The following is a 23749-nucleotide window of genomic DNA, read 5'->3' as shown; positions in this document are numbered from 1 at the left end:
AGTTCTCTGCGCCGGGACCCGCGGATCCCGGCCTGGTGATCATTCAGGTCTTACTCGCTCTCAAGCTCGATATCGATGCCGAGAGAACGGATTTCCTTGATCAACACGTTGAACGATTCGGGCATACCCGGTTCCATACGGTGATCGCCATCGACGATGTTCTTGTACATCTTGGTACGACCGTTCACATCGTCCGACTTCACGGTCAGCATCTCCTGCAGGGTGTAGGCGGCACCATAGGCTTCCAGCGCCCAGACCTCCATCTCACCGAAGCGCTGACCACCGAACTGTGCCTTACCACCCAGCGGCTGCTGAGTAACGAGGCTGTAGGAGCCGGTGGAACGGGCATGCATCTTATCGTCAACCAAGTGGTTCAACTTCAGCATGTACATGTAGCCAACGGTTACCGGACGGTCAAACAGGTCGCCGGTGCGGCCGTCATACAGACGTACCTGACCGCTGTCATCCATATCAGCCAGACGCAGCAGTGCCTTGATTTCGCTTTCCTTGGCGCCATCAAATACCGGCGTTGCCAGCGGTACACCGCCTTTCAGGTTAGCAGCCAGCTCCAGGATTTCAGCATCGCTGAAGCTGTCCAGCTCTTCCTGACGACCCGCGGTCAAACCGCCGTGATCATCATTGTAGATCTGTCCCAGGAAGGTACGCAGCGCCTTGACCTTCTCGGCCTTGGCCTGCTCCTGTTCCAGGATACCGTTGATCTTGCGACCCAGACCCTTGGCAGCAGCACCGAAGTGCGTTTCCAGAATCTGACCCACGTTCATACGTGACGGTACACCCAGCGGGTTGAGCACGATATCGACCGGTTCACCATTGGCATCGTACGGCATGTCTTCAACCGGCATGATAACCGAGATAACACCCTTGTTACCGTGACGACCCGCCATCTTGTCACCCGGCTGTACGCGGCGCTTGGTAGCAACGTATACCTTGACGATCTTGAGTACGCCCGGAGCCAGATCATCGCCGGTCTGCAGTTTGCGTTTCTTGTCTTCAAAACGCTTGTCCAGGTTCTCGCGACGCTCTTCCAGGTGCTTGCGTGCCAGCTCCAGTTCTTCTGCTACCGACTCATCAGCCACACGAATCTTGAACCATTCGGACTTTTTCAGTCCGGACAGGAACTCTTCGCTGATCTCTTCGCCTTTCTTCAGACCTGCACCGCCTTCAGCGGACAGACCGACCAGCTTACGCTGCAGACGTTCGAAGGTTGCCTGCTCGACGATACGGAACTCTTCGTTCAAATCCTTGCGAATGCCATCCAGCTCTGATTTTTCGATCGAGAGTGAACGCTCATCCTTCTGCACGCCGTCACGGGTGAATACCTGCACATCGATAACCTTGCCGATGGTACCGGTCTTAACGCGCAAGGAGGTATCCTTAACATCGGACGCCTTTTCACCGAAGATCGCACGCAGCAGTTTTTCTTCCGGCGTCAACTGGGTTTCGCCTTTCGGCGTTACCTTGCCTACCAGAATGTCGCCCGGGCCCACTTCAGCACCGATGTGAACAATGCCGGCCTCATCCAGTTTGGAGAGTGCAGATTCGCCCACGTTGGGAATATCGGAGGTAATCTCTTCCGGCCCCAGCTTGGTATCACGCGCCACACAGGTCAGTTCCTGAATGTGGATGGTGGTAAAGCGATCTTCCTGCACCACACGCTCGGAGATGAGAATGGAGTCCTCGAAGTTGTAACCATTCCAGGGCATGAACGCGATGCGCATGTTCTGGCCCAGCGCCAACTCACCCAGGTCAACGGACGGGCCGTCAGCCATGATATCGCCACGCTGTACCACTTCGCCCGGACGGACGATGGAGCGCTGGTTGATGCAGGTGTTCTGGTTGGAACGAACATACTTGGTGAGGTTGTAGATATCCACACCGGCATCGCCCGCCTGAACTTCATCGTCATGAACACGTACCACAACGCGAGCAGCATCGACCGACTCGATCACACCACCGCGACGCGCCACTACGCAGACACCGGAGTCCTGCGCCACGTTACGCTCAATACCGGTACCGACCAGCGGCTTCTCGGCACGGAGAGTCGGCACAGCCTGACGCTGCATGTTGGAGCCCATGAGCGCTCGGTTGGCGTCATCGTGTTCCAGGAACGGAATCAGTGCCGCTGCAACGGATACCACCTGACGCGGAGACACATCCATGTACTGGATACGTTCCGGCGGCATTACGGTAAATTCGTTGAGGTGACGCACTGCCACCAGATCGTCTGTCAGACGACCGTTATCATCCATGGCCGCTGAAGCCTGGGCGATAACGTACTTGTTTTCTTCAATCGCCGACAGGTAATCGATTTCGTCGGTTACCTGACCGTCCAGCACACGACGGTACGGCGTTTCAAGGAAGCCGTAGTCGTTGGTGCGGGCAAAAACGGCCAGCGAGTTGATCAGACCGATGTTCGGACCTTCGGGGGTCTCGATCGGGCAGACACGACCGTAGTGGGTCGGATGCACGTCACGGACTTCGAAGCCGGCACGTTCGCGGGTCAAACCACCCGGGCCCAGTGCGGAAACACGACGCTTGTGGGTGATTTCCGACAGCGGGTTGTTCTGGTCCATGAACTGCGACAACTGGCTGGAGCCAAAGAATTCCTTGATCGCGGCGGCCACTGGCTTGGCGTTGATCAGATCCTGCGGCATCAGGTTGTCGGATTCGGCCATTGAGAGGCGCTCACGTACGGCGCGCTCAACACGCACCAAGCCGACACGGAACTGGTTCTCGGCCATTTCACCGACGGAACGGATACGACGGTTGCCCAGGTGATCGATGTCATCTACGGTGCCACGACCGTTGCGAATTTCGATCAAGGTCTTCATGACATCCAGAATGTCGCTCTTGTCGAGCACACCGGAACCGGTTACTTCTTCACGGCCCAGTCGACGGTTGAACTTCATGCGACCAACGCCGGACAGGTCATAGCGCTCTTCAGAGAAGAACAGGTTCTCGAACAGACCTTCAGCCGATTCCTTGGTAGGCGGCTCGCCGGGACGCATCATGCGATAGATTTCAACCAGCGCTTCCAGCTGACTGCGGGTCGGGTCGATACGCAGAGTGTCAGACACGAACGGACCGCAATCCAGGTCGTTGGTGTACAGTGTCTCGATGCGATCAATACCCAGCACCTGCATCTTACCGATCAGTTCTTCGGTGATCTCGGCGTTGCAGTTGGCAACCAGTTCACCGGTACTCGGATCGACCAGGTTGCGCGCCAATGCCTTGCCGATCAGGTATTCGGCCGGCACGTTCAGCTGCTGCATGCCTGCCTTGGCCATCTGGCGGATGTGACGCGGGGTAATACGGCGACCCGCTTCAACAATCACGCTGCCTTCAGGGTCCTTGATCTCGAACGACATGGTCTCGCCACGCAGACGCTCCGGGATCAGGTCCATCCAGATGGCATCCTGCTCGAGGGTCCAGCCGGTGGTTTCAAAGAAGGTTTCGAGAATTTCTTCCGCTTCAAGGCCCAACGCACGCAGCAGAATGGTCGCCGGCAACTTGCGGCGACGGTCGATACGCACGAACAGACTGTCCTTCGGATCGAACTCGAAGTCGAGCCATGAGCCACGGTAAGGAATGATGCGGGCAGAATAGAGCAGCTTGCCTGAAGAGTGTGTCTTGCCCTTGTCGTGGTCAAAGAATACACCCGGAGAGCGGTGCAGCTGAGATACGATAACACGCTCGGTACCATTAACAACAAAGGTACCGTTCTCGGTCATCAGGGGCATTTCGCCCATGTAAACTTCCTGCTCCTTGATATCCTTGACCGCCTTCGTAGAAGAGTCGCGATCATAGATGATCAGGCGCACTTTGACGCGCAGAGGCGCTGCGTAGGTGATACCACGCTGCTGACACTCTTTCACGTCGAATACGGGTTCGCCCAGACGGTAACCGGCGTACTCGAGGGCTGCGTTGCCAGAGTAAGAGACAATTGGAAATACGGAATTGAACGCAGCGTGCAAGCCTTCGTCACGACGTCCATCGCTTGCGTTGCCATCCTGCAGGAAGCGACGATAAGAGTCGAGCTGAATCGCCAGCAGGTATGGCACATCCATAACCTGTCGCAACTTGGCGAAATTCTTGCGAATGCGTTTCTTCTCAGTATATGAATAAGCCATCAGTGTTCCCCAGCATCTGCACCCAGGTTGAGAAGCCAGTCCGTCGCATGCCTGCGATCGGGCTGTGTAGCCATTATTTATTTGCTGTCTATAAATAACGGAAAAAGGCCGGTGGCGTTTCGCCACCAGCCATACGCTTTCAAGCAGTTTTAAGCCGCTTTTTGCGCATCAACGCGATTACTTGAGCTCAACAGTCGCGCCAGCTTCTTCCAGAGCCTTTTTCAGCTCTTCAGCTTCATCTTTGGAAACGCCTTCTTTGATGGTAGACGGAGCACCGTCAACCAGCTCTTTGGCTTCTTTCAGGCCCAGGCCGGTAGCGCCACGGACAGCCTTGATGACGTTTACTTTCTTGTCGCCGGCAGCAGCCAGAACAACGTTGAATTCAGTCTGCTCTTCAGCAGCAGCGCCGGCATCACCAGCCGGACCAGCCATAACAGCAGCAGCGGCAGTTACGCCGAACTTCTCTTCCATGGCTTCGATCAGAGTAACAACGTCCTTAACAGACATTTCAGAGATTGCGTTGATGATATCTTCGTGAGTCAGAGACATGATTCAAATCCTGATAATTGGGTAGAGCAATAGCTCGTTAAAACTTTCAAGAAACAGCCGAGAACGAATCTCAGGCAGCTTCCTGCTCTTTCTGGTCGCGAATGGCCGCAATGGTACGAACCAGCTTGCCGGCTGAAGCTTCTTTCAAGACGCTCATCAGCTTGGCGATTGCTTCGTCGTAAGTCGGCAGGCTTGCCAGCATTGTGATATCGACCAGTTCACCTTCGAAGGCGGCTGTTTTCAGCTCGAACTTCTCGTTCTTTTTCGCGAAATCCTTGAGGATACGCGCACCGGCACCCGGGTGCTCGGTGGAGAAGGCGATAATGGTCGGACCTACAAAGCTGTCCTGCAGACATGCGTAGTCAGTGCCATCTACTGCGCGACGAGCCAGTGTATTACGTACGACTTTCAGCCATACGCCGTTTGCACGGGCTTCTTTACGCAGAGCAGTCATGTCTTCTACAGTTACACCGCGTGAATCGGCTACAACTGCAGACAGAGCAGACTTGGCAGCTTCCTGGACTTCAGCGACGATCGCTTTTTTGTCTTCGAGTCCTAATGCCACGATTTACTCCTGGATATAGTCTTGCGACTGTTTACCAACCACCCCCTGCGGGGCTTCTGAGTACGGTGGTTTTGATTCATGTGAATCGCACCGTCTGCGCAGGCTGGTGTTTCCATTAAGATGCCGCAACCGAAGTGACGACATCACCTGCGGTCTTTGACGGCCTTCGTCTCTGTATTACAGGTCACGAAGACCCTCAAAAAACCTTTACGTCGATCAGAAGCTCAGAGAGGACTGATCGATCGCCAGACCCGGGCCCATGGTAGTGGACAGGGTTACTTTCTTGACGTAAACACCCTTGGCGGAAGAAGGCTTCAGCTTCTTCAGTTCAGCCAACAATGCTTCAACGTTCTGCTGGATAGCCTGAGCTTCGAAGCCCAGCTTGCCAACTGAACAGTGAATGATACCGTTCTTGTCAGTACGGAAGCGCACCTGACCAGCTTTGGCGTTGTTAACGGCAGTCGCCACGTCGGGAGTTACAGTACCAACCTTCGGGTTCGGCATCAGACCGCGCGGACCCAGAATCTGACCCAACTGACCAACAACGCGCATAGCGTCCGGAGTCGCGATCACAACGTCAAAATCCAGGTTACCGGCTTTTACCTGCTCAGCCAGATCATCGAAACCAACGATGTCTGCACCAGCTGCTTTTGCCTTCTCGGCATTTTCGCCCTGCGCGAAAACCGCAACACGAACATCCTTGCCGGTACCGTTCGGCAGTACGCTGGAGCCACGTACAACCTGATCAGATTTACGCGGATCAACACCCAGGTTCACCGCAACGTCGACAGACTCGGTGAACTTGACAGCGGAAACTTCGCCCAGCAGAGATACAGCATCTGTTACTGCGTACAGCTTGCCGCTCTCGATTTTTTCACGAATCGCCTTCTGGCGCTTTGTCAGCTTAGCCATTATTCATCACCCTCTACAACAAGGCCCATGGAGCGCGCGCTTCCGGCGATGGTGCGGACAGCCGCATCCATGTCAGCCGCGGTCAGATCAGGCATCTTGGTGGTTGCAATCTCTTCCAGCTGAGCGCGGGTAACAGTACCCACTTTTTCAGTGTTCGGACGCGCAGAACCACTCTTCAGACCTGCAGCCTTCTTCAACAGAATGGCAGCCGGCGGAGTCTTGGTGATGAACGTAAAGCTGCGGTCGCTGTATACAGTAATAACAACCGGAGTCGGCAGACCAGGCTCGATACCCTGAGTCTGGGCGTTGAACGCCTTACAGAACTCCATGATGTTTACACCGTGCTGACCCAGAGCCGGACCTACTGGAGGACTCGGGTTAGCCTGACCTGCTTTTACCTGCAGCTTGATATAAGCGTTGATTTTCTTAGCCATTAAGCTACTCCTTTGGGTTCAAACGCCCTGAAGGCTCCCCATTTCCACAACAACGAAAACCGCCTGATGGCGGCTTCGTTACCAGAATCTCAGGCCTTTTCGACCTGAGTAAATTCAAGCTCGACCGGTGTCGAGCGCCCGAAGATGAGGACAGCCACCTGCAAGCGGTTCTTCTCGTAGTTGACCTCTTCGACCACGCCGTTGAAGTCAGCAAAAGGACCGTCGATGACACGCACCATCTCACCGGGTTCAAATACAGTCTTGGGCCTTGGCTTGTCTGCACCACTTTCAACACGCTGCAGAATTTCCTGAGCCTCTTTTTCAGTAATCGGTGCAGGCTTATCAGCCGTACCACCAATGAAACCCATTACGCGGGGAGTATTCTTCACCAGATGCCAGGTCTCATCATTCATGGCCATCTGCACCAGCACGTAACCGGGGTAAAACTTGCGCTCGGACTTACGCTTTTTGCCGTCACGAATCTCAACCACCTCTTCGGTGGGAACCAGCACTTCGCCGAACAGATCCTGCATGCCATGCAGTTCAATCCGTTCTTTCAGTGCATTCATGACGCGCTTTTCGTAGCCGGAGTAGGCATGCACGACATACCAGCGCTTCTTGTCCATGTCCATGCTCACACCTCTTATCCGATGGCGCCGGACACCAGCCAACCCAACAGGGAATCAAGCCCCCAGAGCGCCAGCCCGACCAACAGTACAGCAATCACTACAATTGCAGTTGTCTGCAGCGTTTCCTGGCGCGTCGGCCAGACAACCCTGCGAATCTCATTCTTGGCTTCTTTGAACAGCCTGAAGAATGCCTTTCCTTTCGCGGTCTGCAGTGCAACCAGCCCTGCAATCACCGCCAGCGCCAACAGCGCCAAAACACGGTACAGCAGTGACTCGCCAGCGAACATGGAGTTCCCTACCACACCAGCTGCAACCAATGCTACAACGACTAGCCACTTCAGGCCGTCGAGTTTAAATCCTTCGGAAGTCACTTTAGAGTTCACGCCAGGGCCTCGGAAAAATGAAAGCTTGCGCTTTGTGTGACGCCATTCCCGATTAGGAATGGCAGGCCAGGAGGGACTCGAACCCCCAACCTGCGGTTTTGGAGACCGCTGCTCTGCCAGTTGAGCTACTGGCCTGTTGCGTAACAGGGAGGCACATTATATGCACCTCCCCACACAGGTGCAACAGGTAATTACCGAATTTTATTCGATAATTTTGGCTACCACGCCTGCGCCAACGGTACGACCACCTTCACGGATAGCGAAGCGCAGGCCTTCTTCCATCGCGATCGGGTTGATCAGGGTAACGGACATCTGAACGTTGTCACCCGGCATTACCATTTCAACACCTTCCGGCAGTTCACACGCGCCAGTGATGTCAGTAGTACGGAAGTAGAACTGCGGACGATAGCCCTTGAAGAACGGAGTATGACGACCGCCTTCTTCTTTGCTCAGTACGTACACTTCGCCTTCGAACTGAGTATGCGGCTTGATTGAGCCCGGCTTGCACAGTACCTGACCACGTTCAACGTCGTCACGCTTGGTACCACGCAGCAGCGCACCAACGTTCTCACCGGCACGACCCTGGTCCAGCAGCTTGCGGAACATCTCAACGCCAGTACAGGTGGTCTTGGTGGTGTCGCGGATACCCACGATTTCCACTTCGTCACCCACGTTCAGGATGCCACGTTCGATACGACCGGTTACTACGGTACCACGACCGGAGATGGAGAATACGTCCTCGATCGGCATCAGGAACGGCAGGTCAATTGCACGCTCAGGCTCAGGAATGTACTCATCCAGAGTCTCAACCAGCTTCTTAACGGCAGAGGTGCCGAAGCCGTTGTCGTCTTCACCGTTCAGCGCCATCAGCGCAGAACCTACAACGATCGGAGTGTCGTCGCCCGGGAAGTCGTACTGATCCAGAAGTTCGCGAACTTCCATCTCTACCAGTTCCAGCAGCTCTTCATCGTCTACCATGTCCGCTTTGTTCAGGAACACAACGATGTAAGGTACGCCTACCTGACGTGACAGCAGGATGTGCTCACGGGTCTGCGGCATGGGGCCGTCAGCAGCAGAACATACCAGGATCGCGCCGTCCATCTGGGCAGCACCGGTGATCATGTTCTTAACGTAGTCAGCGTGTCCCGGGCAGTCTACGTGCGCGTAGTGGCGAGTCGGTGATTCGTACTCTACGTGTGAAGTAGAGATGGTGATACCACGCTCACGCTCTTCCGGTGCGTTGTCGATACCGTCGAAGGCAACGGCTGCGCCGCCCCATACTTCTGCACAGACGCGAGTCAGTGCAGCGGTCAGTGTCGTTTTGCCGTGGTCAACGTGGCCGATAGTACCTACGTTAACGTGCGGCTTGTTACGTTCAAATGATTGCTTAGCCATCGCGAGTCAACCTGATCAAGTCGTTTCAAGGACGCAAATACAACAAAGGGTAGACATATCTCTATATCTACCCTTTGCGACAAAACTGGAGCTCATGGGCGGATTTGAACCGCCGACCTCACCCTTACCAAGGGTGTGCTCTACCCCTGAGCTACATGAGCATATTCGGTATATCTTCGTTGGAGCGGGTAGCGGGAATCGAACCCGCCTCTTCAGCTTGGAAGGCTGAGGTAATAGCCACTATACCATACCCGCTTGAACGGAGATGGTGGTGGGAGGTGGATTCGAACCACCGAAGCTCGCGCGTCAGATTTACAGTCTGATCCCTTTGGCCACTCGGGAACCCCACCAGCCTTTCAAACACTTCGTCGAGATGGTGCCGGCACGAGGAGTCGAACCCCGGACCTACTGATTACAAGTCAGTTGCTCTACCAACTGAGCTATACCGGCCTTGTCTCTCGAAGTGGTGCGTATCTTACTGATCCGACTGGGACTGTGCAAGCCCAGAACATAATTTTTTTTCAATTTTTATACCCGGCCATCCTCGCAGTAACAACTGCCTGGGGGCAAGGCCAATTTCCGTTCCAGCTGACACCTCAACTTCAAGCAGAACACCCGTACCTGGCTGCATGACCGGCTGCAATTCACTGTTAAGTCCCAAGCCTTCCTTCAGCGCACGCTGCTCAACCGCTGCTTCTGCACGGGCACGATCACCGGTGAACGGCCCCAGCAGGAAGCGCCCCTGACGGGTTTGCGGTACCCACTCCGCAATCGCCAGCCGGTCAAGCAAGTCACGTTGCGCCTGAGCCTGTGATGGAATCTCAACCGCCAGCTGATAACCCGCCACCTCTTCCGGAGCGGGGAACTGTGCAACGGCCATTGCGATCGGCGCCAGCAGTTGGGCGGCCTGCCCAGCTTCATTCTCCGTTGTAAAAACGCCCACCTGATAACATTCGGGCTGAAGCGGGCGTACAACCTCCCCTCCGGACAACTCATGCAACAGCCGCAACCTGGTTACCTGATCCTGACTGAATGCACTGCTGGCAGTTGCCGTCTGCTCACGCTGCGCGTACCACAAAAAAAGCAGCGCATTGCATAACAGCAGAATCAGCAACAACCAACGCAGCATGCCTTACTCCAGCGCCCAACGCAGTCCATCAAGGACCAGATCAGGCACAAGCTCTCCCATACCCATAAGTTCGCAAAACAGAGCACCATCACCCCCGGTCACCAGCAAGGGCGCACCTGTCTGCTGCTGTTCCAGCCAACGCGGCAGCATTTGTGCCAGCGAGCTGAACATCAGATTTGTTCCATGAGCCACAGCACTGCTGGTATCACAACCCGGTTCAAGACTGAACACCTCGATGTCACGATCGACCAGTATGCCGGCCGTAGAGCCGGTCAACACCTGACGCATCAAGCGCAGGCCCGGTAGTATATAGCCGCCGAGATGTTCACCTTCGGCACCGAGCAGATCGATTGTAATTGCACTGCCACAATCAATGATGCAGCAGGCCTGCCCGCAACGCTGCCAGGCAGCCAACATCACCAACCAGCGATCAACCCCCATTCTGGCCGGATCAGCATAACTGTTACGCACACCGGCAGCCGCTGTAGCCGTTCGCGCAAATCGCACCGGCACACCCCAAACCGCTGCAACTGATGCAGACAACGCCTGCTCGAAAGCGACACCGGCAACCGAGCCTGCCAGCACCTGTTGCGGCACCTCAGGGCAGTCAGCCAGACTCGCAGCACTGAAGTCGCGCGTCAGCCAGCGCCCGCTTGCCGCTGCAGCGCCATTCCCCTGTCTGTAGCGCCACTTGATGAACGTATTACCCGCATCGACCTCAAGTATCATTGCAGTCGCACGCTCATTTCGCCACCGTGGAACACTTCCTGTCCGGCACTCGTTTGCAGCCGCAACCCACCTTGATCAGTCACCCCCAAACAGACCCCTTCATACCGGCGTGGCCCTGAGGTCAGTGCCACCTCGCGCCCACGAAAGGCGTTGGCCTCCTCCCAGGCGGAACGCAGTGGCGCAAAGCCACTGGTTTCAAAGCGCTCCAGCATGTGGATCAGCTCACTCACCACAGTCGCAAGCAGCTGTGTTTTTGAACCGGAATATCCCAGCTGAGTCAGGTCCACACAGGGTTGATCCAGCTGCTCAACCATTGCTTCAGGCAATTGGACATTGAGACCTATACCAATAGCCACCTGACATTCACCCGCCGCATCGCCACTGAGTTCAATCAGAATTCCACCCAACTTGGCATCATTCACCAGCAGATCATTGGGCCACTTGAGACCGATATTCACTAGCCCCTCCTGTGCCAACGCCTGCTGCAGTGCCAACCCGACAGCAAGACTGAGCCCCTCAAGGGCGGCAGCACCACTGTTAAAGCGCCAGGCCAGAGAGAAACAAAGACTTGAGCCCAGCGGGCTGACCCATTGCCGCCCACGCCGCCCCCGTCCCGAGTGCTGATACTCGGAAGCGAACAGCCCAGCCGTGAGCCCCGCCTGCATGGCATCCAGTGCACGCGTATTGGTTGAATCCGTTTCCACCGTCAGCACCAACTGCCCAAGCCGGTCTCGCACAGGTTGCGGCAGCAGCTGCTGCAGATCAGCTTCATCCAGCAGATCCAGGCCTCCAGGAATGCGATATCCCCGCCCCTTCACGCTATACACCTCAACACCCAGCTCCTGCAGCCGCTGCATGTGCTTCCAGACAGCACTGCGACTGATGCCCAGGGTTCGACCAAGTTCACTGCCGGAATGGAATGCGCCGTCAGCCAGAACCCGCAACAGGTTATCCAGCATCATGCAGTCTTGCCTCCAGCACGATCCAGCACGATAAAACTGTAATCATAAGGATTGGGCTCAATGGCACTGAAGTCTTCCCGAGCCATCTCTTGCCACTGCGCGGGGTCGAGCGGCGGAAAATGCGCATCACCCTGCACCTCGGCATGAACCTGAGTCAGATAAAGGCGATCAGCCTGCGGCAGGGCAAGTGCATATATCTCGGCACCACCAATGACCAGCGACTCCTCAAAGCCATTGACGAGTGCCAGGCTCTCCGCCAGTTCAATCGCCTGTTGCAGACTGTGGACAACCCGGACCCCTGCACCATCATGAGTCCAGTCCGGATTGCGCGTGATGACGATGTTGGTGCGTCCCGGCAGCGGTCGACCAATCGACTCGAAGGTTTTGCGCCCCATGATGATCGGCTTACCCAAAGTCACCCGCTTGAAGTACTTCAGATCCTCCGGCAGATACCAGGGCAGCTTATTGTTATTACCAATTACTCGGTTTTGAGACTGGGCAGCAATCATCGCCAGACGCATGAGATCTCCTCGGATTCAGACAGCGATAGGGGCTCGAATGGCAGGATCAGGCGCATAGCCGATCACCTCGAAATCATCGTATTCATAGCTGAAGATATCCGCCGGGCGGCGCTTTATCTGCAGCTGAGGCAAGCGCTTGGGCGTACGCGACAACTGTTCGTCCACAATGGCCGGATCACTCAGATGATTTGCATACAGGTGCAGATCGCCAAAGGTATGCACAAACTCCCCCACCTCAAGATCACATTGCTGTGCGATCATGTGGGTCAGTAGCGCATAGGAGGCTATATTGAATGGCACCCCCAGAAAGAAATCGGCACTGCGCTGATACAGCTGGCAACTCAACCGACCGTTTGCCACATAAAACTGGAACAGAGTATGGCAGGGAGGGAGGGCTGCCTTGCCGTGCCGGGCATTCTCTTGCGGGCTGAGCGACTCATCCGGCAGATCCGCCGGGTTCCAGCCACTGACGATCAGGCGGCGTGAGTTGGGGGTGCGCTTGATCTGTTCAACAACAGTGGCGATCTGGTCGATACTGGACCCATCCGGACAGGCCCATGAACGCCACTGCTTGCCGTAGACCGGCCCCAGCTCACCGTTTTCCAGCGCCCATTCATTCCAGATACTAACCCCGCGCTGCTGCAGCCAGGTGTTGTCGGTGCTGCCTGAGAGGAACCAGAGCAACTCGTAGATCACCGACTTCAGGTGCACCTTTTTAGTGGTCAACAGTGGAAAACCTTCACTCAGATCAAACCGCATCTGGCGCCCGAACAGGGAACGTGTACCTGTACCGGTGCGATCACCCTTGTCAGTGCCCTGCTCCTTGATCTCACGCATCAGATCCAGATACTGCTGCATATGCGCCCCGCTCCAAAAACAAATGGACTTCATTCTAGGGCGTTTGGGTTGTGTAGACCAGATCGATCTATGTTTTGCGGCGGTAAGCCAGCAGCATCAGCAACCCTCCCAGCAGCAGCATTGGCAGCGACAACAACTGCCCCATGGTCAGCCAGTCAAACGCGATAAAGCCGAGATGCCCGTCCGGCTCACGCACAAATTCAACCAGAAAGCGGAAACTGCCATACGCCATCAAAAACAGGCCCGACACTGCCATGCGTGGGCGAGGACGGGATGAAAACCACCACAGCAATACAAACAGGACAACACCCTCCAACAGCATCTGATACAGCTGTGACGGGTGTCGTGCCAGCATGTCACCGGCACGGGGGAAGATGACGCCCCAAGACTGATCCGTTGGCCGTCCCCAGACCTCCCCGCCGATAAAGTTGCCCAACCGGCCGGCACCGAGCCCGATCGGCACCAGTGGCGCAATGAAATCCCCGATTTCGAAGAAGGTTTTCCCTTGTCGCCTGGCAAACAGCCATGCCACTGCGAGCACGCCCAGCAAGCCCCCGTGGAAAGACATGCCCCCCTCCCACACGGCGAACAGCCAGAGCGGGTCCTGCAGAAAATAGTCAAAATTGTAGAACAGGACGTAGCCTGCACGCCCACCGACGATCACGCCGACCGCGCCCCAGAATACCAGATCCGACACCTGCTGCTCGGTCCAGCCTGAACCTGGTTGACGGGCGCGCCTATTGCCCAGCCACCAGGCACCGCCAAAACCGATCAGATACATCAGTCCATACCAGTGAATTTGCAGCGGGCCCAGCTCCAGCGCCAGCGGGTTGATATTATGAATCCACATAAAGCCTCACCAGAGATTACCGAGAATAAAACGCAGCGATACCGCGAGCAAAAACAGGGCAAAAACCTTTTTCAGCTTCGCCTGCGGCAGACTGTGTGCCAGCCGCGCACCGATCGGCGCCGTCAGATAGCTGGCCACGACAATACCGGCAAACGCCGGCAGGTAAACATACCCCAGACTCCACGCTGGCAGCTGTTGTTCACCCCAGCCGAGCCAGATATTGGTGCCGGCCCCCATCAGTGCGATTGGAAGACCACAGGCCGCTGAAGTCGCAACTGCCTGCTGCATATCGATCCGACGCCAGTTCAGATAAGGCACCGTCAGGGTACCGCCACCGATACCGAAAATCGCAGACGCCCAGCCAATCCCTGCTCCTGCCACCCCAAGCTCAGGTTTTGATGGCTGCGCATCACCTGTAGAAGGCTTGAGATTCAGAGCCATCTGGATGGCTACCAACAGCACAAAAATGCCGATGGTCAGCTGCAACACCGGGCCGGGCAGTTGTACTGCCGTATTCACGCCGAGCAGAGCACCAAACAGAATACCCGCCCCCAGTGGCCGGAACAGTTCCCAGCGCACCGCCCTACGCCCGTGATGCGCCCGAACAGAGCTGATCGACGTGACTACAATGGTTGCCAGCGAGGTTGCCACCGCCATATGGGTCAGTACAGCAGCGGATATTCCCTGCAGCTCAAAGGTAACGATCAGCACCGGCACGATCAGCAGACCGCCACCGATTCCAAACAGGCCGGCAACGACACCAGCCAGCGCACCCAGCAACAGATAGAGCGCCAAAGTTGTTAACATGGTTTCAATCCTGGTACGAAAAAGTCGATTATATTAGTGACTGTTGCCCACAGATGAAACCGGAGGGGATGTGTGTCTGCTCACTATTGCCGTTAATGCCGATCCGGAATGGCCGCTGCTGCTGGTTGCCAACCGTGATGAATTTCATGCGCGCCCCACCGCACCCGTCGCCCCCTGGCCAGACCTGCCCATTCTGGGCGGTCGGGATCTGCAGGCAGGCGGCAGCTGGATGGCACTGGGGAACAACAACCGCTTTGCACTGGTTACCAATCACCGCGATGCACGGCGCCAGCCACCCGAGGATGCCCCCAGCCGAGGGACGCTGGTTACGGAGTTCATTCTCTCTCAGCAATCGGCACAGGACTTTTGCCAAAGCCTTACAGCCGCACGTGCCGGCTTCAACCTGCTGCTGGCCGATGGCAAGGGACTTTGGCATTACAGCAACGTCAACGGTCTGTGTCAGCCGGTCATGCCCGGCATCCATGCATTAAGCAACGCGCTGTTGGATACACCCTGGCCGAAGGCACTGCGCGCCAGGGCAGCCCTGGCCCGCGCCATGGACAACCGTGAACTGAGCGAAACACAGCTGCTACGATTGCTGCACGATGAGCATCGCCCCAGTGATGAGGCGCTGCCGGATACCGGTATCCGGCTGGAACGGGAACGGCTGCTGTCATCCTGTTTCATCCGTTCGCCGGATTATGGTACCCGCGCCAGCACTCTTTTGCTGCAGCACCGCAGCGGCCGCATGCTGTTTTTGGAGGAGGGATACGACCGGGATGGCCGCGCACTCAGTCTGCGCCGCTACAGTCTGGATCGTCCTCTGCTGGTTCCTGTTGATTGGGAAGGCGTGGCCGGGTCAGCTGCCCCAGGCCGAGATGCTTGAGGGTACGACGCAAATACCGGTGGATCTCTTCGGCATCATCCATGCGCAGCACCTGACTGAGCAGTGACTGCGCTCTAGCCAGGCTTACACCACGAATGGCGGACTTGACCCGTGGAAGGTTGTTGGAGTTCATTGACAGCACTTCATACCCCATCGCCATCAACAGCAGAGCTCCGCCGGGGTCAGCTGCCATCTCGCCACAAATGGAAACCGGCTTGCCCTCCTTGCGGGTTTCACGGGCAATGTACTGCAGCGCGCGCAATACAGCGGGATGATAGGGTGCATACAAGCCGGCCACGCGCGGGTTGTTGCGGTCCACCGCCAGCAGGTACTGGGTCAAATCGTTGGACCCCACTGAGATGAAATCGACTATGCGTGCAAAGCGGCGCACCTGGTACACCGCGGCCGGAACCTCTACCATCACGCCGACCATGGGACGCTCAACCGCGTAACCTTCGTCCTGCAGCTCAGCCAGTGCACGGTCAATCTGGCGCATCGCCTCTTCGACCTCATGCACACTGGTCACCATCGGCAGCATGATGCGCAGATTGTTGAGCCCCTCGGAGGCACGCAACATGGCACGCACCTGTACCAGAAATATTTCAGGGTGGTCCAGGGTTACTCGGATGCCGCGCCAGCCCAGGAAGGGGTTGTCTTCCTCGATCGGGAAGTAGGGCAGCGCTTTGTCGCCGCCGATATCCAGTGTTCGCATGGTCACGGGCCGTGGTGCAAACGCTTCCATCTGACTGCGATAACTCTGCAGCTGCTCCTGTTCGCTGGGGAAGAAGTCACGGATCATGAAGGGAATTTCAGTACGATACAGACCGATCCCTTCGGCACCACGTTCCAGTGAGCGGGTCACATCCGCCACCAGCCCGGTATTGACCCACAGCGGCATGCGATAACCGTCCGTTGTTTCAGCCGGCAGGTCCCGGAGCCCTTCCAGCCCGGCTGCCACCAACCGCTCTTCACGCATCACTTCACGGAAGGCTTCCAGCAACTGTTCCGAAGGGTTCACATAGATGCGACCGGAGTAACCGTCCACTATCACCTTGCGCCCCTCAAGGCGGGTAAAGGGCAGGTCGACCACCCCCATCACGGTGGGTATGCCGATTGAGCGTGCCATGATCGCTGCATGGGAATTGCCCGAGCCGGTCACCGATACCAACCCGACCAGCTTGTTCTCCGGCACCATGCCCAGCATCGCCGGTGACAGTTCATCTGCGATCAGGATACTGTCATCGGGATAATCCACCTCCATCGGGCCTGCACTTTCCTGCAGATAGCTGAGAATGCGCCGGCCAAGGTCACGCACATCGGTAGCTCGCTCACGCAGGTAGGCGTCTTCCATGGCGTTGAACTGCTTCACATGGCCAAGGATAACTTCGCGCAGCGCGCCCTGAACCCAGTTGCCGGCACGAATGTGCGCCTCAATTTCAGTCTTGAGCGCCGGGTCATCCAGCATCCGCAGGTAAACGTCAAACAGCGCCTGTTCTTCGGACTTCAGCCGCTGTGCCAAACTGCGTCCCGCGGTGCGGATATCATCCCGTACCGCTTCCATCGCCATCTCCAGACTGTGCAGCTCCTGCTCGACATCGTGTGGCGTCTTGTCTGGAACGGTTTCCAGCTCGGCGTCGATGGTTGCCACGACCACAGTTCCAATCGCCACTCCCGACGCGGCAGCCACACCATCGAAGCGACGATCATGCACCGCCTTCGCCTCGGCCTGGGGGTGCTGCTCCGAGTTGATTGAACCGGTCGCCTCTGCATGGGCGATAACCCCCGCCAACTGGGCCGACACCGTTACCAGAAAAGCCTCTTCACTTTCATCAAAGCGGCGCAGATCATGCTGCTGTACGACCAGTACCCCCAGCACACTGCGGTGATGGATGATCGGCACCCCCAGGAAGGCATGAAAGCGCTCTTCTCCGGTTGACTGGAGGTAGTGAAACGCCGGGTGACTGAAGGCATCTTCCAGGTTGATTGGCTCGGCTCGCTGTCCCACAAGCCCCACGATACCCTCTGTCATGGACAGGCTGACCTTGCCGACCGCTTCCTGATTCAGCCCCTGGGTTGCTCGCAGTACATAGCGCTGCTGCACTGAGTCCAGCAAAAAAATAGAGCACACCTCCGTCCGCATGGCACGCTGAATACGGCGCACAATCAGGTCCAGCACAGACTCCAGGTCCGGGGCAGTACTGACTTCCTGTACGATTTTGCGCAGTACACTCAACATGCTCATGGAGCGCTCCTATCTCTGCATCAGACCACGGCCTATAAACGTGCCAACCGCGGTGACAACTCCTTCATCGCTTTCCGATACACCTCGCGCTTGAAGGACACCACCTGCCCCAGAGGGTACCAATAACTGACCCACTCCCAGCCATCAAACTCGGGAGAGTCGGTATGGTCGATCCGCACGGCACTGTCTTCACTGAGCATCCGCAACAGGAACCATTTCTGCTTCTGGCCTACACACACAGGGTGTGAGTGGCGCCTGATCATGCGTTTGGGCAAACGGTAGCGCAGCCAGCCTCTCGTCACCGCCATGATTTCAACATCATGGGGCGACAAACCGATCTCTTCGCTCAGCTCACGATACATTGCCTGCTCCGGCGTTTCGTTCGACTGTATGCCCCCCTGCGGGAACTGCCAGGCGTTCTGCCCGATGCGTCTTGCCCAAAGAACCTGACCCTGCGAATTAACCAGAATGATTCCGACATTGGGCCTGAATCCATCTGTATCAATCACAATTCTGATCCCGATCAATATACGTTTTAGTTTTATTGTTCCACAGATCCGTGATTTGGCAAATAGCCACCGTTTCTCGGCAATTGCACGTACCTCCAGGCCCGTCTATGCTTGCGCTTTATTTTCAGCCGGCTCCGCCGGCAACCGACACTGAGGGAGTTAGCCGTGAGCCTGGCGATTTTTGATCTGGACCATACCCTGATCGGCGGCGACAGCGACCATGCCTGGGGCGAATTTTTGTGCCGCAAGGGCGTGGTAGACGAAACGGAATACCGCGCTGCCAATGACCGCTTCTATGAAGAGTACCTGCGCGGCGAGATGGATATCCACCAGTTTCTGAATTTTGCGCTGAATCCACTGGCTCAGCACTCACCGGAACAACTGGACAGATGGCACGCAGAATTCATGCATGAATGCATCGAGCCGATCATCCTGCCCAAAGCGGAAGCATTGCTGCAACAGCACCGAGAACAGGGCGACTTTCTGCTGATCATCACTGCAACCAACCGCTTCGTAACGGCACCCATTGCCCAACGGCTGGGTGTCGATGATCTGCTGGCCACCGATCCAGAGATGATCAACGGCCGCTTCACCGGTAAGGTCGCCGGTACGCCGTGCTTCCAGGGTGGCAAGGTGACACGCCTCCAGCAGTGGCTGAAACAGACCGGCCACAGCCTGAAAGACAGCTGGTTCTACAGCGACTCCAATAACGACCTGCCACTGCTGGAAGTAGTGGACAACCCGGTAGCTACCAACCCGGATGAACGCCTGCGCACAACGGCAGAGGCACGTGGCTGGCCGATCCTGCAGTTGATGGAGTGATATCGATGGCTGCGCCGGGGTGACTCTGTTTCGGCGCGGCCATTCCCCATCAGAGGCGCGTGCGGCAGGCTTTCATGCTGGCATTAAGCGCACGCATGATGGAACGACGGCTAATCACCCCCGCCAGCCGACCGTCCTTGCCCACGACCGGCCAAGTTTTGGGTTTATCACCGCCCATTTTCTGCACCTGATCAATAATGTTCTCTCCGGGGCTGGCACACAGCGGCTCGCTGAACATGATATCGCGCACCTGAATCCGGCTATCACAGTGGTAACTGCCGCTGATTAGATAACCGACACAATCATGCTCGGACACAAAGCCACACACCCGATACTCATCATCAACCACGGGCAAACCGCTCTGGCCAGACTGCAGTATCAGATCCACCGCCTCGGCCAGCGTCATCTCCACGTGCAGCGGATGGGGTACAGGCTGCATCAAATCCTCTACGCGTTGCTGATGAATCATATTGACTCTCCTTGGATCACCGGTCGTCTTTTGCAGCTATTATCTCAGATCGTTGCCTGCTTCTGTCTTGATTATAGTCAGGGACAGGGGCTGGGGTAGCATTGATGAATCGCTTCAATCTCTGCCAACAGGTCGGAAGTCAGGGTCAGCTGCAGGGACGCGAGGTTACTGCGCAGCTGGGTCATGCGAGTCGCGCCAATGATATTACTGCCCAGGAAAGGCCTGCTGTTCACATAGGCCAGCGCCATTTGTGCCGGGTCCATGCCCTGCTCGGCCGCCAGCGCCAAATAGGCATCGGTGGCCGCAAGTCCCTGCTCGGTAATGTAGCGCTTGTACTCAGGGAACAGCGCCAGACGCGATCCCTCAGGCCGAGCCCCTCCTGCGTATTTGCCGCTGAGCACGCCAAATCCCAGCGGTGAGTAGGCCAACAGACCCACCTTTTCACGCAGCAGCACCTCGGCAAGCCCTACCTCGGTTGTGCGGTTGAGCAGGCTGTAGGGATTCTGTACCGAGATAATCCGAGGCAGACCCAGCTGCTCGGCCAGCTGAAGGCACTTCATGGTACCCCAGGGGGTTTCGTTGGACAGACCGATGTAGCGGACCTTGCCCTCGCTTACCAGGTCCCCCAGTACACGCAATGTTTCAGCCAATGGCGTGCCATCGGCTGAAGGGTCGTGCTGATAGCCCAGCTGGCCAAAGAAGTTGGTCTTGCGATCGGGCCAGTGCAGCTGATACAGGTCGATATAATCCGTTTGCAAACGGGTAAGGCTGCCTTCGATTGCCGCACGCAGATTGGCCTCGTCATGGTGCAGATCAGGACGCAAATAGCTAACCATCTCGCCAGGACCGGCTGCCTTGGTGGCCAGTACGACCTGATCCCGACAACCGCGTTGTCGCATCCAATTGCCGATATACTGCTCCGTACGCCCCTGAAACTCTGCAGCGGTGGGCACCGGATACATCTCGGCGGCATCGATCAGGTTCACGCCCTGAGCCAAGGCATAATCGAGCTGTTCGAACGCTTCTGCCTCACTGTTCTGACGCCCGAAGGTCATGGTCCCCAGTGCGATACGGCTGACATTCAGCTCGGACTGTCCCAGCATTTGATACTGCATTGCGTTCTCCTCTGACTCTCGACCTGTTTAACCTGCAGGCAGCACGCGCATAAAGTAGGCTTTCAGGTATTCGGTTTCGGGAATGGCCGGATGGATCGGGTGATCCGAGCCCTGGCTGCCCTGCGCGAAGATCTGGCCGTTACGATCCAGCTCGCGGCTGTTCGCGCGCAGAATATCCACCAGGCGGCTCTTTTCCAGATGCATGGAACAGGACGCGGATATCAGTGTGCCGTCCTTTTCCAGCAGCCGCATGGCCAGATTATTGATACGGGCATAGGCACGCTCGCCGTTGCGGATATCCTTGCGCCGGGCGATAAAGGCCGGCGGGTCCACAATCACTACATCAAAGCGCTCCTTGTCGGCGACCAGTGCCTTGCACAGGTCAAAGGCATCGCCCTGCAGGCCCCGAAAGCGGGTTTCACCCTCATTGATGCGCGCATTTTCGGCTGCTACTTCCAGCGCCGTCACCGAAGCATCCACACACACCACTTCGGAGGAGCCGGCGGCCAGTGCCTGCGCCCCCCAGCCGCCAACGTAACTGAACAGATCCAGCACCCGCTTGCCCTTGACCAGCGTCTGCATGCGCGCCCGGTTCTCACGGTGGTCATAAAACCAACCCGTCTTCTGTCCAGTCAGAATCGGCGCCAGCAGGTTCACCCCGTTTTCCATCAGCGGGGCCAGCTCCGGCACTTCGCCCTGCACCACTTCGACATAGGTCTCCAAGCCTTCGGTTGCACGCATCTTGCCGTCATTGCGGAACACAATCGCCTGCGGCTGGAACACTTTGTTAAGCGCATCCACGATCTCCTGCTGCAGCTGTTCCATGCCGGCACTGGAAATCTGCACCACAAAGATGTCGTAGAAACGGTCCACCACCAGCCCGGGCAAAAGATCGGCATCGCCAAAGATCAACCGGTAGCAGGGCTGATCAAAGCACATTTCACGCAGTGACTGGGCCACCTTGAAGCGATGTACCAGCAGCGAGCGATCCAGCGGATAACGCAGATCCCGGCTCAGCATTCGGCCACAGATCAGTGTATTGGGGTTTACCGAGGCAATACCCAGCGCTTTGCCACGGGCATCCTGTACCACCACCTGCTCACCGGGCTCGAAAGCCTTCAGCGGTGTGGCCTGGTTGTCCACTTCGTTGCTGTAGATCCAGAGGTGGCCAGCCCTAAGGCGGCGGTCTGCATTGTTCTGAAGCTGGAGGGGTCTGAGATTCATCGTATTCACATGCTCTGAAATGACTGTCCCGGCCTGAGCCGGGACAGTGGAATTATGCAGGCCCAACGGCCGGGTTCAGCTTTCGGACTCGCAGTGCGCTGCGTATCCGTCGGCATCCAGCAGATCATCGAGCTCTGCCGGGTCCGTCAGCTTGAGTTTGAAGAACCAGCCATCACCATAGGGATCAGAGTTGACCAGTTCTGGAGAATCTTCAAGTGCTTCATTGATTTCCACGACCTCACCACTGAGAGGAGCATAGACATCGGAAGCGGCCTTGACGGATTCCACCACACCGGCATCATCCCCGGCTGAAACTTCATCACCCACATCCGGCAATTCGACAAACACCACATCACCCAGCAGGTCCTGAGCGTGCTCGGTAATACCGATGGTCACGACACCTTCACCCTCTTCGCGGATCCACTCGTGGCTGGCGACATATTTCAGTTCATTGGGGATGTTGCTCATCTGGGCTTCCTATCGGTCTTGTTCAGGATTCAGGAAAAAACTTTTTCACCATGGCGTACGAACGGCGGTTTCACCACCTGCACGCGCACGCGCTTGCCACGCACTTCGACTTCGGCGTCACTGCCGATACCTGCCGGCACCCGCGCCAGCGCAATGGAGTGTCCCAGGGTCGGTGAGAAGCTGCCGCTGGTAATTTCACCTTCACCCAGCCCATCGACCACCACTTTCTGGTGGGAGCGCAGCACCCCACGTTCAGTCAGGACCAGACCTACCTGGCGTTCGGCAACCCCGTCAGCCTTCTGTGCTTCCAGCGCTGCTCGACCGACAAAGTCACGTTCTGACGGATTCCAGGCGATGGTCCAGCCCATGCCAGCGGCCAGTGGTGATACACTTTCATCCATATCGGAGCCGTACAGGTTCATGCCCGCTTCCAGTCGCAGGGTATCACGAGCGCCCAGACCACAAGGAGCGACACCCGCGTCCAGCAAGTGCTGCCAGAAGTCCACCGCCTCTTCTTCGGGCAGCATGATTTCCAGGCCGTCCTCACCAGTATAGCCGGTACGCGCAATAAACCAGCCTTCCGATTCCTGGCCCACAAAGGGCTTCAGCTCGGAAATCAGGCGGGCACGAGACTCGCTTACCACCTGCTCCACACGCTGACGCGCTTTCGGGCCCTGTACAGCAATCATGGCCAGGTCGGGCTGCTCGGTCAGCGTAACGTCAAAGCGCACGGCCTGATCAGCCATCCAGAGCAGATCCTTGTCACGGGTACCACAGTTGACCACTACCCGATACCATTCACCGGATGAATCCGGTTCGGTCATCAAATAGACGATCAGATCATCGATCACGCCGCCCTTTTCGTTCAACATGCCGCTGTAAAGCGCCTTGCCCTTCTGCCGCAACAGTGCCACATCGTTGGCCAGCAGGTGGCGCAGGTAACTGCGTGCCTGAGCTCCGGAAACATCCACCACTGTCATGTGGGACACATCGAACATGCCTGCGCTCTGGCGCACCTTGTGATGCTCTTCAACCTGAGAACCATAGTGCAGCGGCATTTCCCAGCCACTGAAATCAACCAGCTTGGCGCCCAGCGCATGATGTTGTTCGTAGAGTGCGGTCTTATGTCCCATCGGCAAA

General features: G+C 56.9%; 24 protein-coding genes and 5 tRNA genes. 2 read left to right on the top strand and 27 right to left on the bottom strand.

The window, feature by feature from the left end:
* Positions 1-50: 50 nt before the first annotated feature.
* The 20 genes from rpoB to CFI10_RS01105 form a co-directional block, all read right to left on the bottom strand.
* On the bottom strand, positions 51-4151 hold the full coding sequence (gene rpoB / locus CFI10_RS01200) for a DNA-directed RNA polymerase subunit beta (RefSeq protein ID WP_091826378.1): 4101 nt from the start codon (positions 4149-4151) through the stop codon (positions 51-53).
* A 177-nt stretch (positions 4152-4328) separates the two neighbouring features.
* Positions 4329-4700, bottom strand: a complete 372-nt coding sequence (rplL, locus tag CFI10_RS01195) for a 50S ribosomal protein L7/L12 (RefSeq protein WP_091826376.1) — start codon at positions 4698-4700, stop codon at positions 4329-4331.
* A gap of 70 nt (positions 4701-4770) precedes the next feature.
* Positions 4771-5265, bottom strand: a complete 495-nt coding sequence (gene rplJ, locus CFI10_RS01190) for a 50S ribosomal protein L10 (protein WP_091826374.1) — start codon at positions 5263-5265, stop codon at positions 4771-4773.
* 216 nt (positions 5266-5481) lie between these two features.
* On the bottom strand, positions 5482-6177 hold the full coding sequence (gene rplA / locus CFI10_RS01185) for a 50S ribosomal protein L1 (RefSeq protein ID WP_091826373.1): 696 nt from the start codon (positions 6175-6177) through the stop codon (positions 5482-5484).
* On the bottom strand, positions 6177-6611 hold the full coding sequence (rplK, locus tag CFI10_RS01180; RefSeq protein ID WP_091826371.1) for a 50S ribosomal protein L11: 435 nt from the start codon (positions 6609-6611) through the stop codon (positions 6177-6179). The genes rplA and rplK overlap by 1 nt, the downstream gene beginning before the upstream one ends.
* A gap of 89 nt (positions 6612-6700) precedes the next feature.
* Positions 6701-7243, bottom strand: a complete 543-nt coding sequence (gene nusG, locus CFI10_RS01175) for a transcription termination/antitermination protein NusG (RefSeq protein ID WP_175527633.1) — start codon at positions 7241-7243, stop codon at positions 6701-6703.
* 11 nt (positions 7244-7254) lie between these two features.
* Positions 7255-7623 (bottom strand): preprotein translocase subunit SecE, encoded by a 369-nt coding sequence (secE, locus tag CFI10_RS01170; RefSeq protein ID WP_206838266.1) that lies wholly within the window; start codon positions 7621-7623, stop codon positions 7255-7257.
* A 59-nt stretch (positions 7624-7682) separates the two neighbouring features.
* A tRNA-Trp gene (locus CFI10_RS01165) sits at positions 7683-7758 on the bottom strand.
* 66 nt (positions 7759-7824) lie between these two features.
* A complete protein-coding gene (gene tuf / locus CFI10_RS01160) occupies positions 7825-9018 on the bottom strand; it encodes an elongation factor Tu (protein WP_206838263.1) in 1194 nt (397 codons plus the stop codon).
* Positions 9019-9104: 86 nt separating this feature from the next.
* Positions 9105-9179 (bottom strand) — tRNA-Thr (locus CFI10_RS01155).
* A 19-nt stretch (positions 9180-9198) separates the two neighbouring features.
* A tRNA-Gly gene (locus CFI10_RS01150) sits at positions 9199-9273 on the bottom strand.
* Between the two features lie 11 nt (positions 9274-9284).
* Positions 9285-9368 (bottom strand) — tRNA-Tyr (locus tag CFI10_RS01145).
* A 24-nt stretch (positions 9369-9392) separates the two neighbouring features.
* Positions 9393-9468: transfer RNA gene (locus CFI10_RS01140), tRNA-Thr, on the bottom strand.
* Between the two features lie 25 nt (positions 9469-9493).
* Positions 9494-10147, bottom strand: coding sequence for a hypothetical protein (locus CFI10_RS01135; protein WP_206838248.1), 654 nt, complete (start codon positions 10145-10147; stop codon positions 9494-9496).
* 3 nt (positions 10148-10150) lie between these two features.
* Positions 10151-10876 (bottom strand): type III pantothenate kinase, encoded by a 726-nt coding sequence (locus CFI10_RS01130; RefSeq protein ID WP_206838245.1) that lies wholly within the window; start codon positions 10874-10876, stop codon positions 10151-10153.
* Positions 10873-11838 (bottom strand): bifunctional biotin--[acetyl-CoA-carboxylase] ligase/biotin operon repressor BirA, encoded by a 966-nt coding sequence (birA, locus tag CFI10_RS01125; protein ID WP_242530075.1) that lies wholly within the window; start codon positions 11836-11838, stop codon positions 10873-10875. The genes CFI10_RS01130 and birA overlap by 4 nt, the downstream gene beginning before the upstream one ends.
* Positions 11835-12359: a dihydrofolate reductase gene (locus CFI10_RS01120; RefSeq protein ID WP_206838231.1), complete on the bottom strand. Its 525-nt coding sequence runs from the start codon at positions 12357-12359 to the stop codon at positions 11835-11837. Before CFI10_RS01120 ends, birA begins: the two co-directional genes overlap by 4 nt.
* A gap of 15 nt (positions 12360-12374) precedes the next feature.
* Positions 12375-13217: a thymidylate synthase gene (locus tag CFI10_RS01115; RefSeq protein WP_091826361.1), complete on the bottom strand. Its 843-nt coding sequence runs from the start codon at positions 13215-13217 to the stop codon at positions 12375-12377.
* Between the two features lie 67 nt (positions 13218-13284).
* Positions 13285-14067, bottom strand: a complete 783-nt coding sequence (gene lgt / locus CFI10_RS01110; protein WP_206838216.1) for a prolipoprotein diacylglyceryl transferase — start codon at positions 14065-14067, stop codon at positions 13285-13287.
* A 6-nt stretch (positions 14068-14073) separates the two neighbouring features.
* On the bottom strand, positions 14074-14874 hold the full coding sequence (locus tag CFI10_RS01105) for a sulfite exporter TauE/SafE family protein (RefSeq protein WP_206838213.1): 801 nt from the start codon (positions 14872-14874) through the stop codon (positions 14074-14076).
* A gap of 43 nt (positions 14875-14917) precedes the next feature.
* Between CFI10_RS01105 and CFI10_RS01100 the strand changes: the two genes are divergently transcribed.
* Entirely contained in the window at positions 14918-15760 is an 843-nt protein-coding gene (locus CFI10_RS01100; RefSeq protein WP_242530074.1) for an NRDE family protein, read from the top strand.
* On the opposite strand, the gene ptsP is transcribed toward CFI10_RS01100, so the two are convergent.
* Together ptsP and CFI10_RS01090 are read right to left on the bottom strand one after the other, a co-directional pair.
* A complete protein-coding gene (ptsP, locus tag CFI10_RS01095; RefSeq protein ID WP_206841819.1) occupies positions 15666-17996 on the bottom strand; it encodes a phosphoenolpyruvate--protein phosphotransferase in 2331 nt (776 codons plus the stop codon). The genes CFI10_RS01100 and ptsP overlap by 95 nt on opposite strands.
* A gap of 38 nt (positions 17997-18034) precedes the next feature.
* Positions 18035-18511 carry an RNA pyrophosphohydrolase gene (locus CFI10_RS01090; RefSeq protein WP_091826354.1) on the bottom strand — a complete coding sequence of 159 codons (477 nt, stop codon included), beginning with the start codon at positions 18509-18511 and terminating at the stop codon, positions 18035-18037.
* A gap of 165 nt (positions 18512-18676) precedes the next feature.
* Between CFI10_RS01090 and CFI10_RS01085 the strand changes: the two genes are divergently transcribed.
* Positions 18677-19333, top strand: a complete 657-nt coding sequence (locus CFI10_RS01085) for a histidinol-phosphatase (protein WP_206838211.1) — start codon at positions 18677-18679, stop codon at positions 19331-19333.
* 49 nt (positions 19334-19382) lie between these two features.
* Here CFI10_RS01085 and CFI10_RS01080 read toward each other — a convergent pair whose 3' ends face one another.
* From CFI10_RS01080 to gcvT, 5 genes are all read right to left on the bottom strand, one after another.
* Positions 19383-19802 (bottom strand): CBS domain-containing protein, encoded by a 420-nt coding sequence (locus tag CFI10_RS01080; RefSeq protein ID WP_242530073.1) that lies wholly within the window; start codon positions 19800-19802, stop codon positions 19383-19385.
* 77 nt (positions 19803-19879) lie between these two features.
* Positions 19880-20917 carry an NADP(H)-dependent aldo-keto reductase gene (locus CFI10_RS01075; protein ID WP_206838209.1) on the bottom strand — a complete coding sequence of 346 codons (1038 nt, stop codon included), beginning with the start codon at positions 20915-20917 and terminating at the stop codon, positions 19880-19882.
* 27 nt (positions 20918-20944) lie between these two features.
* Positions 20945-22141, bottom strand: coding sequence for a class I SAM-dependent rRNA methyltransferase (locus CFI10_RS01070; protein ID WP_206838196.1), 1197 nt, complete (start codon positions 22139-22141; stop codon positions 20945-20947).
* A gap of 75 nt (positions 22142-22216) precedes the next feature.
* Positions 22217-22609: a glycine cleavage system protein GcvH gene (gcvH, locus tag CFI10_RS01065; RefSeq protein ID WP_091826348.1), complete on the bottom strand. Its 393-nt coding sequence runs from the start codon at positions 22607-22609 to the stop codon at positions 22217-22219.
* 29 nt (positions 22610-22638) lie between these two features.
* A complete protein-coding gene (gcvT, locus tag CFI10_RS01060; RefSeq protein ID WP_206838193.1) occupies positions 22639-23742 on the bottom strand; it encodes a glycine cleavage system aminomethyltransferase GcvT in 1104 nt (367 codons plus the stop codon).
* Positions 23743-23749: the final 7 nt, after the last annotated feature.

This window comes from Marinobacterium iners (assembly GCF_017310015.1).
GTDB lineage: Bacteria > Pseudomonadota > Gammaproteobacteria > Pseudomonadales > Balneatricaceae > Marinobacterium > Marinobacterium iners.
The sequence above is the reverse complement of the archived record's forward strand: the minus strand, read 5'-3'. Positions and strand labels throughout refer to the sequence as shown.

What these genes read in the sequence shown, in the direction of transcription:
- rpoB (WP_091826378.1), bottom strand. Translation starts at nt 4,151, where the DNA reads ATGGCTTATTCATATACTGAGAAGAAACGCATTCGCAAGAATTTCGCC.
- rplL (WP_091826376.1), bottom strand. Translation starts at nt 4,700, where the DNA reads ATGTCTCTGACTCACGAAGATATCATCAACGCAATCTCTGAAATGTCT.
- rplA (WP_091826373.1), bottom strand. Translation starts at nt 6,177, where the DNA reads ATGGCTAAGCTGACAAAGCGCCAGAAGGCGATTCGTGAAAAAATCGAG.
- rplK (WP_091826371.1), bottom strand. Translation starts at nt 6,611, where the DNA reads ATGGCTAAGAAAATCAACGCTTATATCAAGCTGCAGGTAAAAGCAGGT.
- nusG (WP_175527633.1), bottom strand. Translation starts at nt 7,243, where the DNA reads ATGGACATGGACAAGAAGCGCTGGTATGTCGTGCATGCCTACTCCGGC.
- tuf (WP_206838263.1), bottom strand. Translation starts at nt 9,018, where the DNA reads ATGGCTAAGCAATCATTTGAACGTAACAAGCCGCACGTTAACGTAGGT.
- CFI10_RS01135 (WP_206838248.1), bottom strand. Translation starts at nt 10,147, where the DNA reads ATGCTGCGTTGGTTGTTGCTGATTCTGCTGTTATGCAATGCGCTGCTT.
- CFI10_RS01130 (WP_206838245.1), bottom strand. Translation starts at nt 10,876, where the DNA reads ATGATACTTGAGGTCGATGCGGGTAATACGTTCATCAAGTGGCGCTAC.
- birA (WP_242530075.1), bottom strand. Translation starts at nt 11,838, where the DNA reads ATGATGCTGGATAACCTGTTGCGGGTTCTGGCTGACGGCGCATTCCAT.
- CFI10_RS01120 (WP_206838231.1), bottom strand. Translation starts at nt 12,359, where the DNA reads ATGCGTCTGGCGATGATTGCTGCCCAGTCTCAAAACCGAGTAATTGGT.
- CFI10_RS01115 (WP_091826361.1), bottom strand. Translation starts at nt 13,217, where the DNA reads ATGCAGCAGTATCTGGATCTGATGCGTGAGATCAAGGAGCAGGGCACT.
- lgt (WP_206838216.1), bottom strand. Translation starts at nt 14,067, where the DNA reads ATGTGGATTCATAATATCAACCCGCTGGCGCTGGAGCTGGGCCCGCTG.
- CFI10_RS01105 (WP_206838213.1), bottom strand. Translation starts at nt 14,874, where the DNA reads ATGTTAACAACTTTGGCGCTCTATCTGTTGCTGGGTGCGCTGGCTGGT.
- ptsP (WP_206841819.1), bottom strand. Translation starts at nt 17,996, where the DNA reads ATGTTGAGTGTACTGCGCAAAATCGTACAGGAAGTCAGTACTGCCCCG.
- CFI10_RS01080 (WP_242530073.1), bottom strand. Translation starts at nt 19,802, where the DNA reads ATGATTCATCAGCAACGCGTAGAGGATTTGATGCAGCCTGTACCCCAT.
- CFI10_RS01075 (WP_206838209.1), bottom strand. Translation starts at nt 20,917, where the DNA reads ATGCAGTATCAAATGCTGGGACAGTCCGAGCTGAATGTCAGCCGTATC.
- CFI10_RS01070 (WP_206838196.1), bottom strand. Translation starts at nt 22,141, where the DNA reads ATGAATCTCAGACCCCTCCAGCTTCAGAACAATGCAGACCGCCGCCTT.
- gcvH (WP_091826348.1), bottom strand. Translation starts at nt 22,609, where the DNA reads ATGAGCAACATCCCCAATGAACTGAAATATGTCGCCAGCCACGAGTGG.
- gcvT (WP_206838193.1), bottom strand. Translation starts at nt 23,742, where the DNA reads ATGGGACATAAGACCGCACTCTACGAACAACATCATGCGCTGGGCGCC.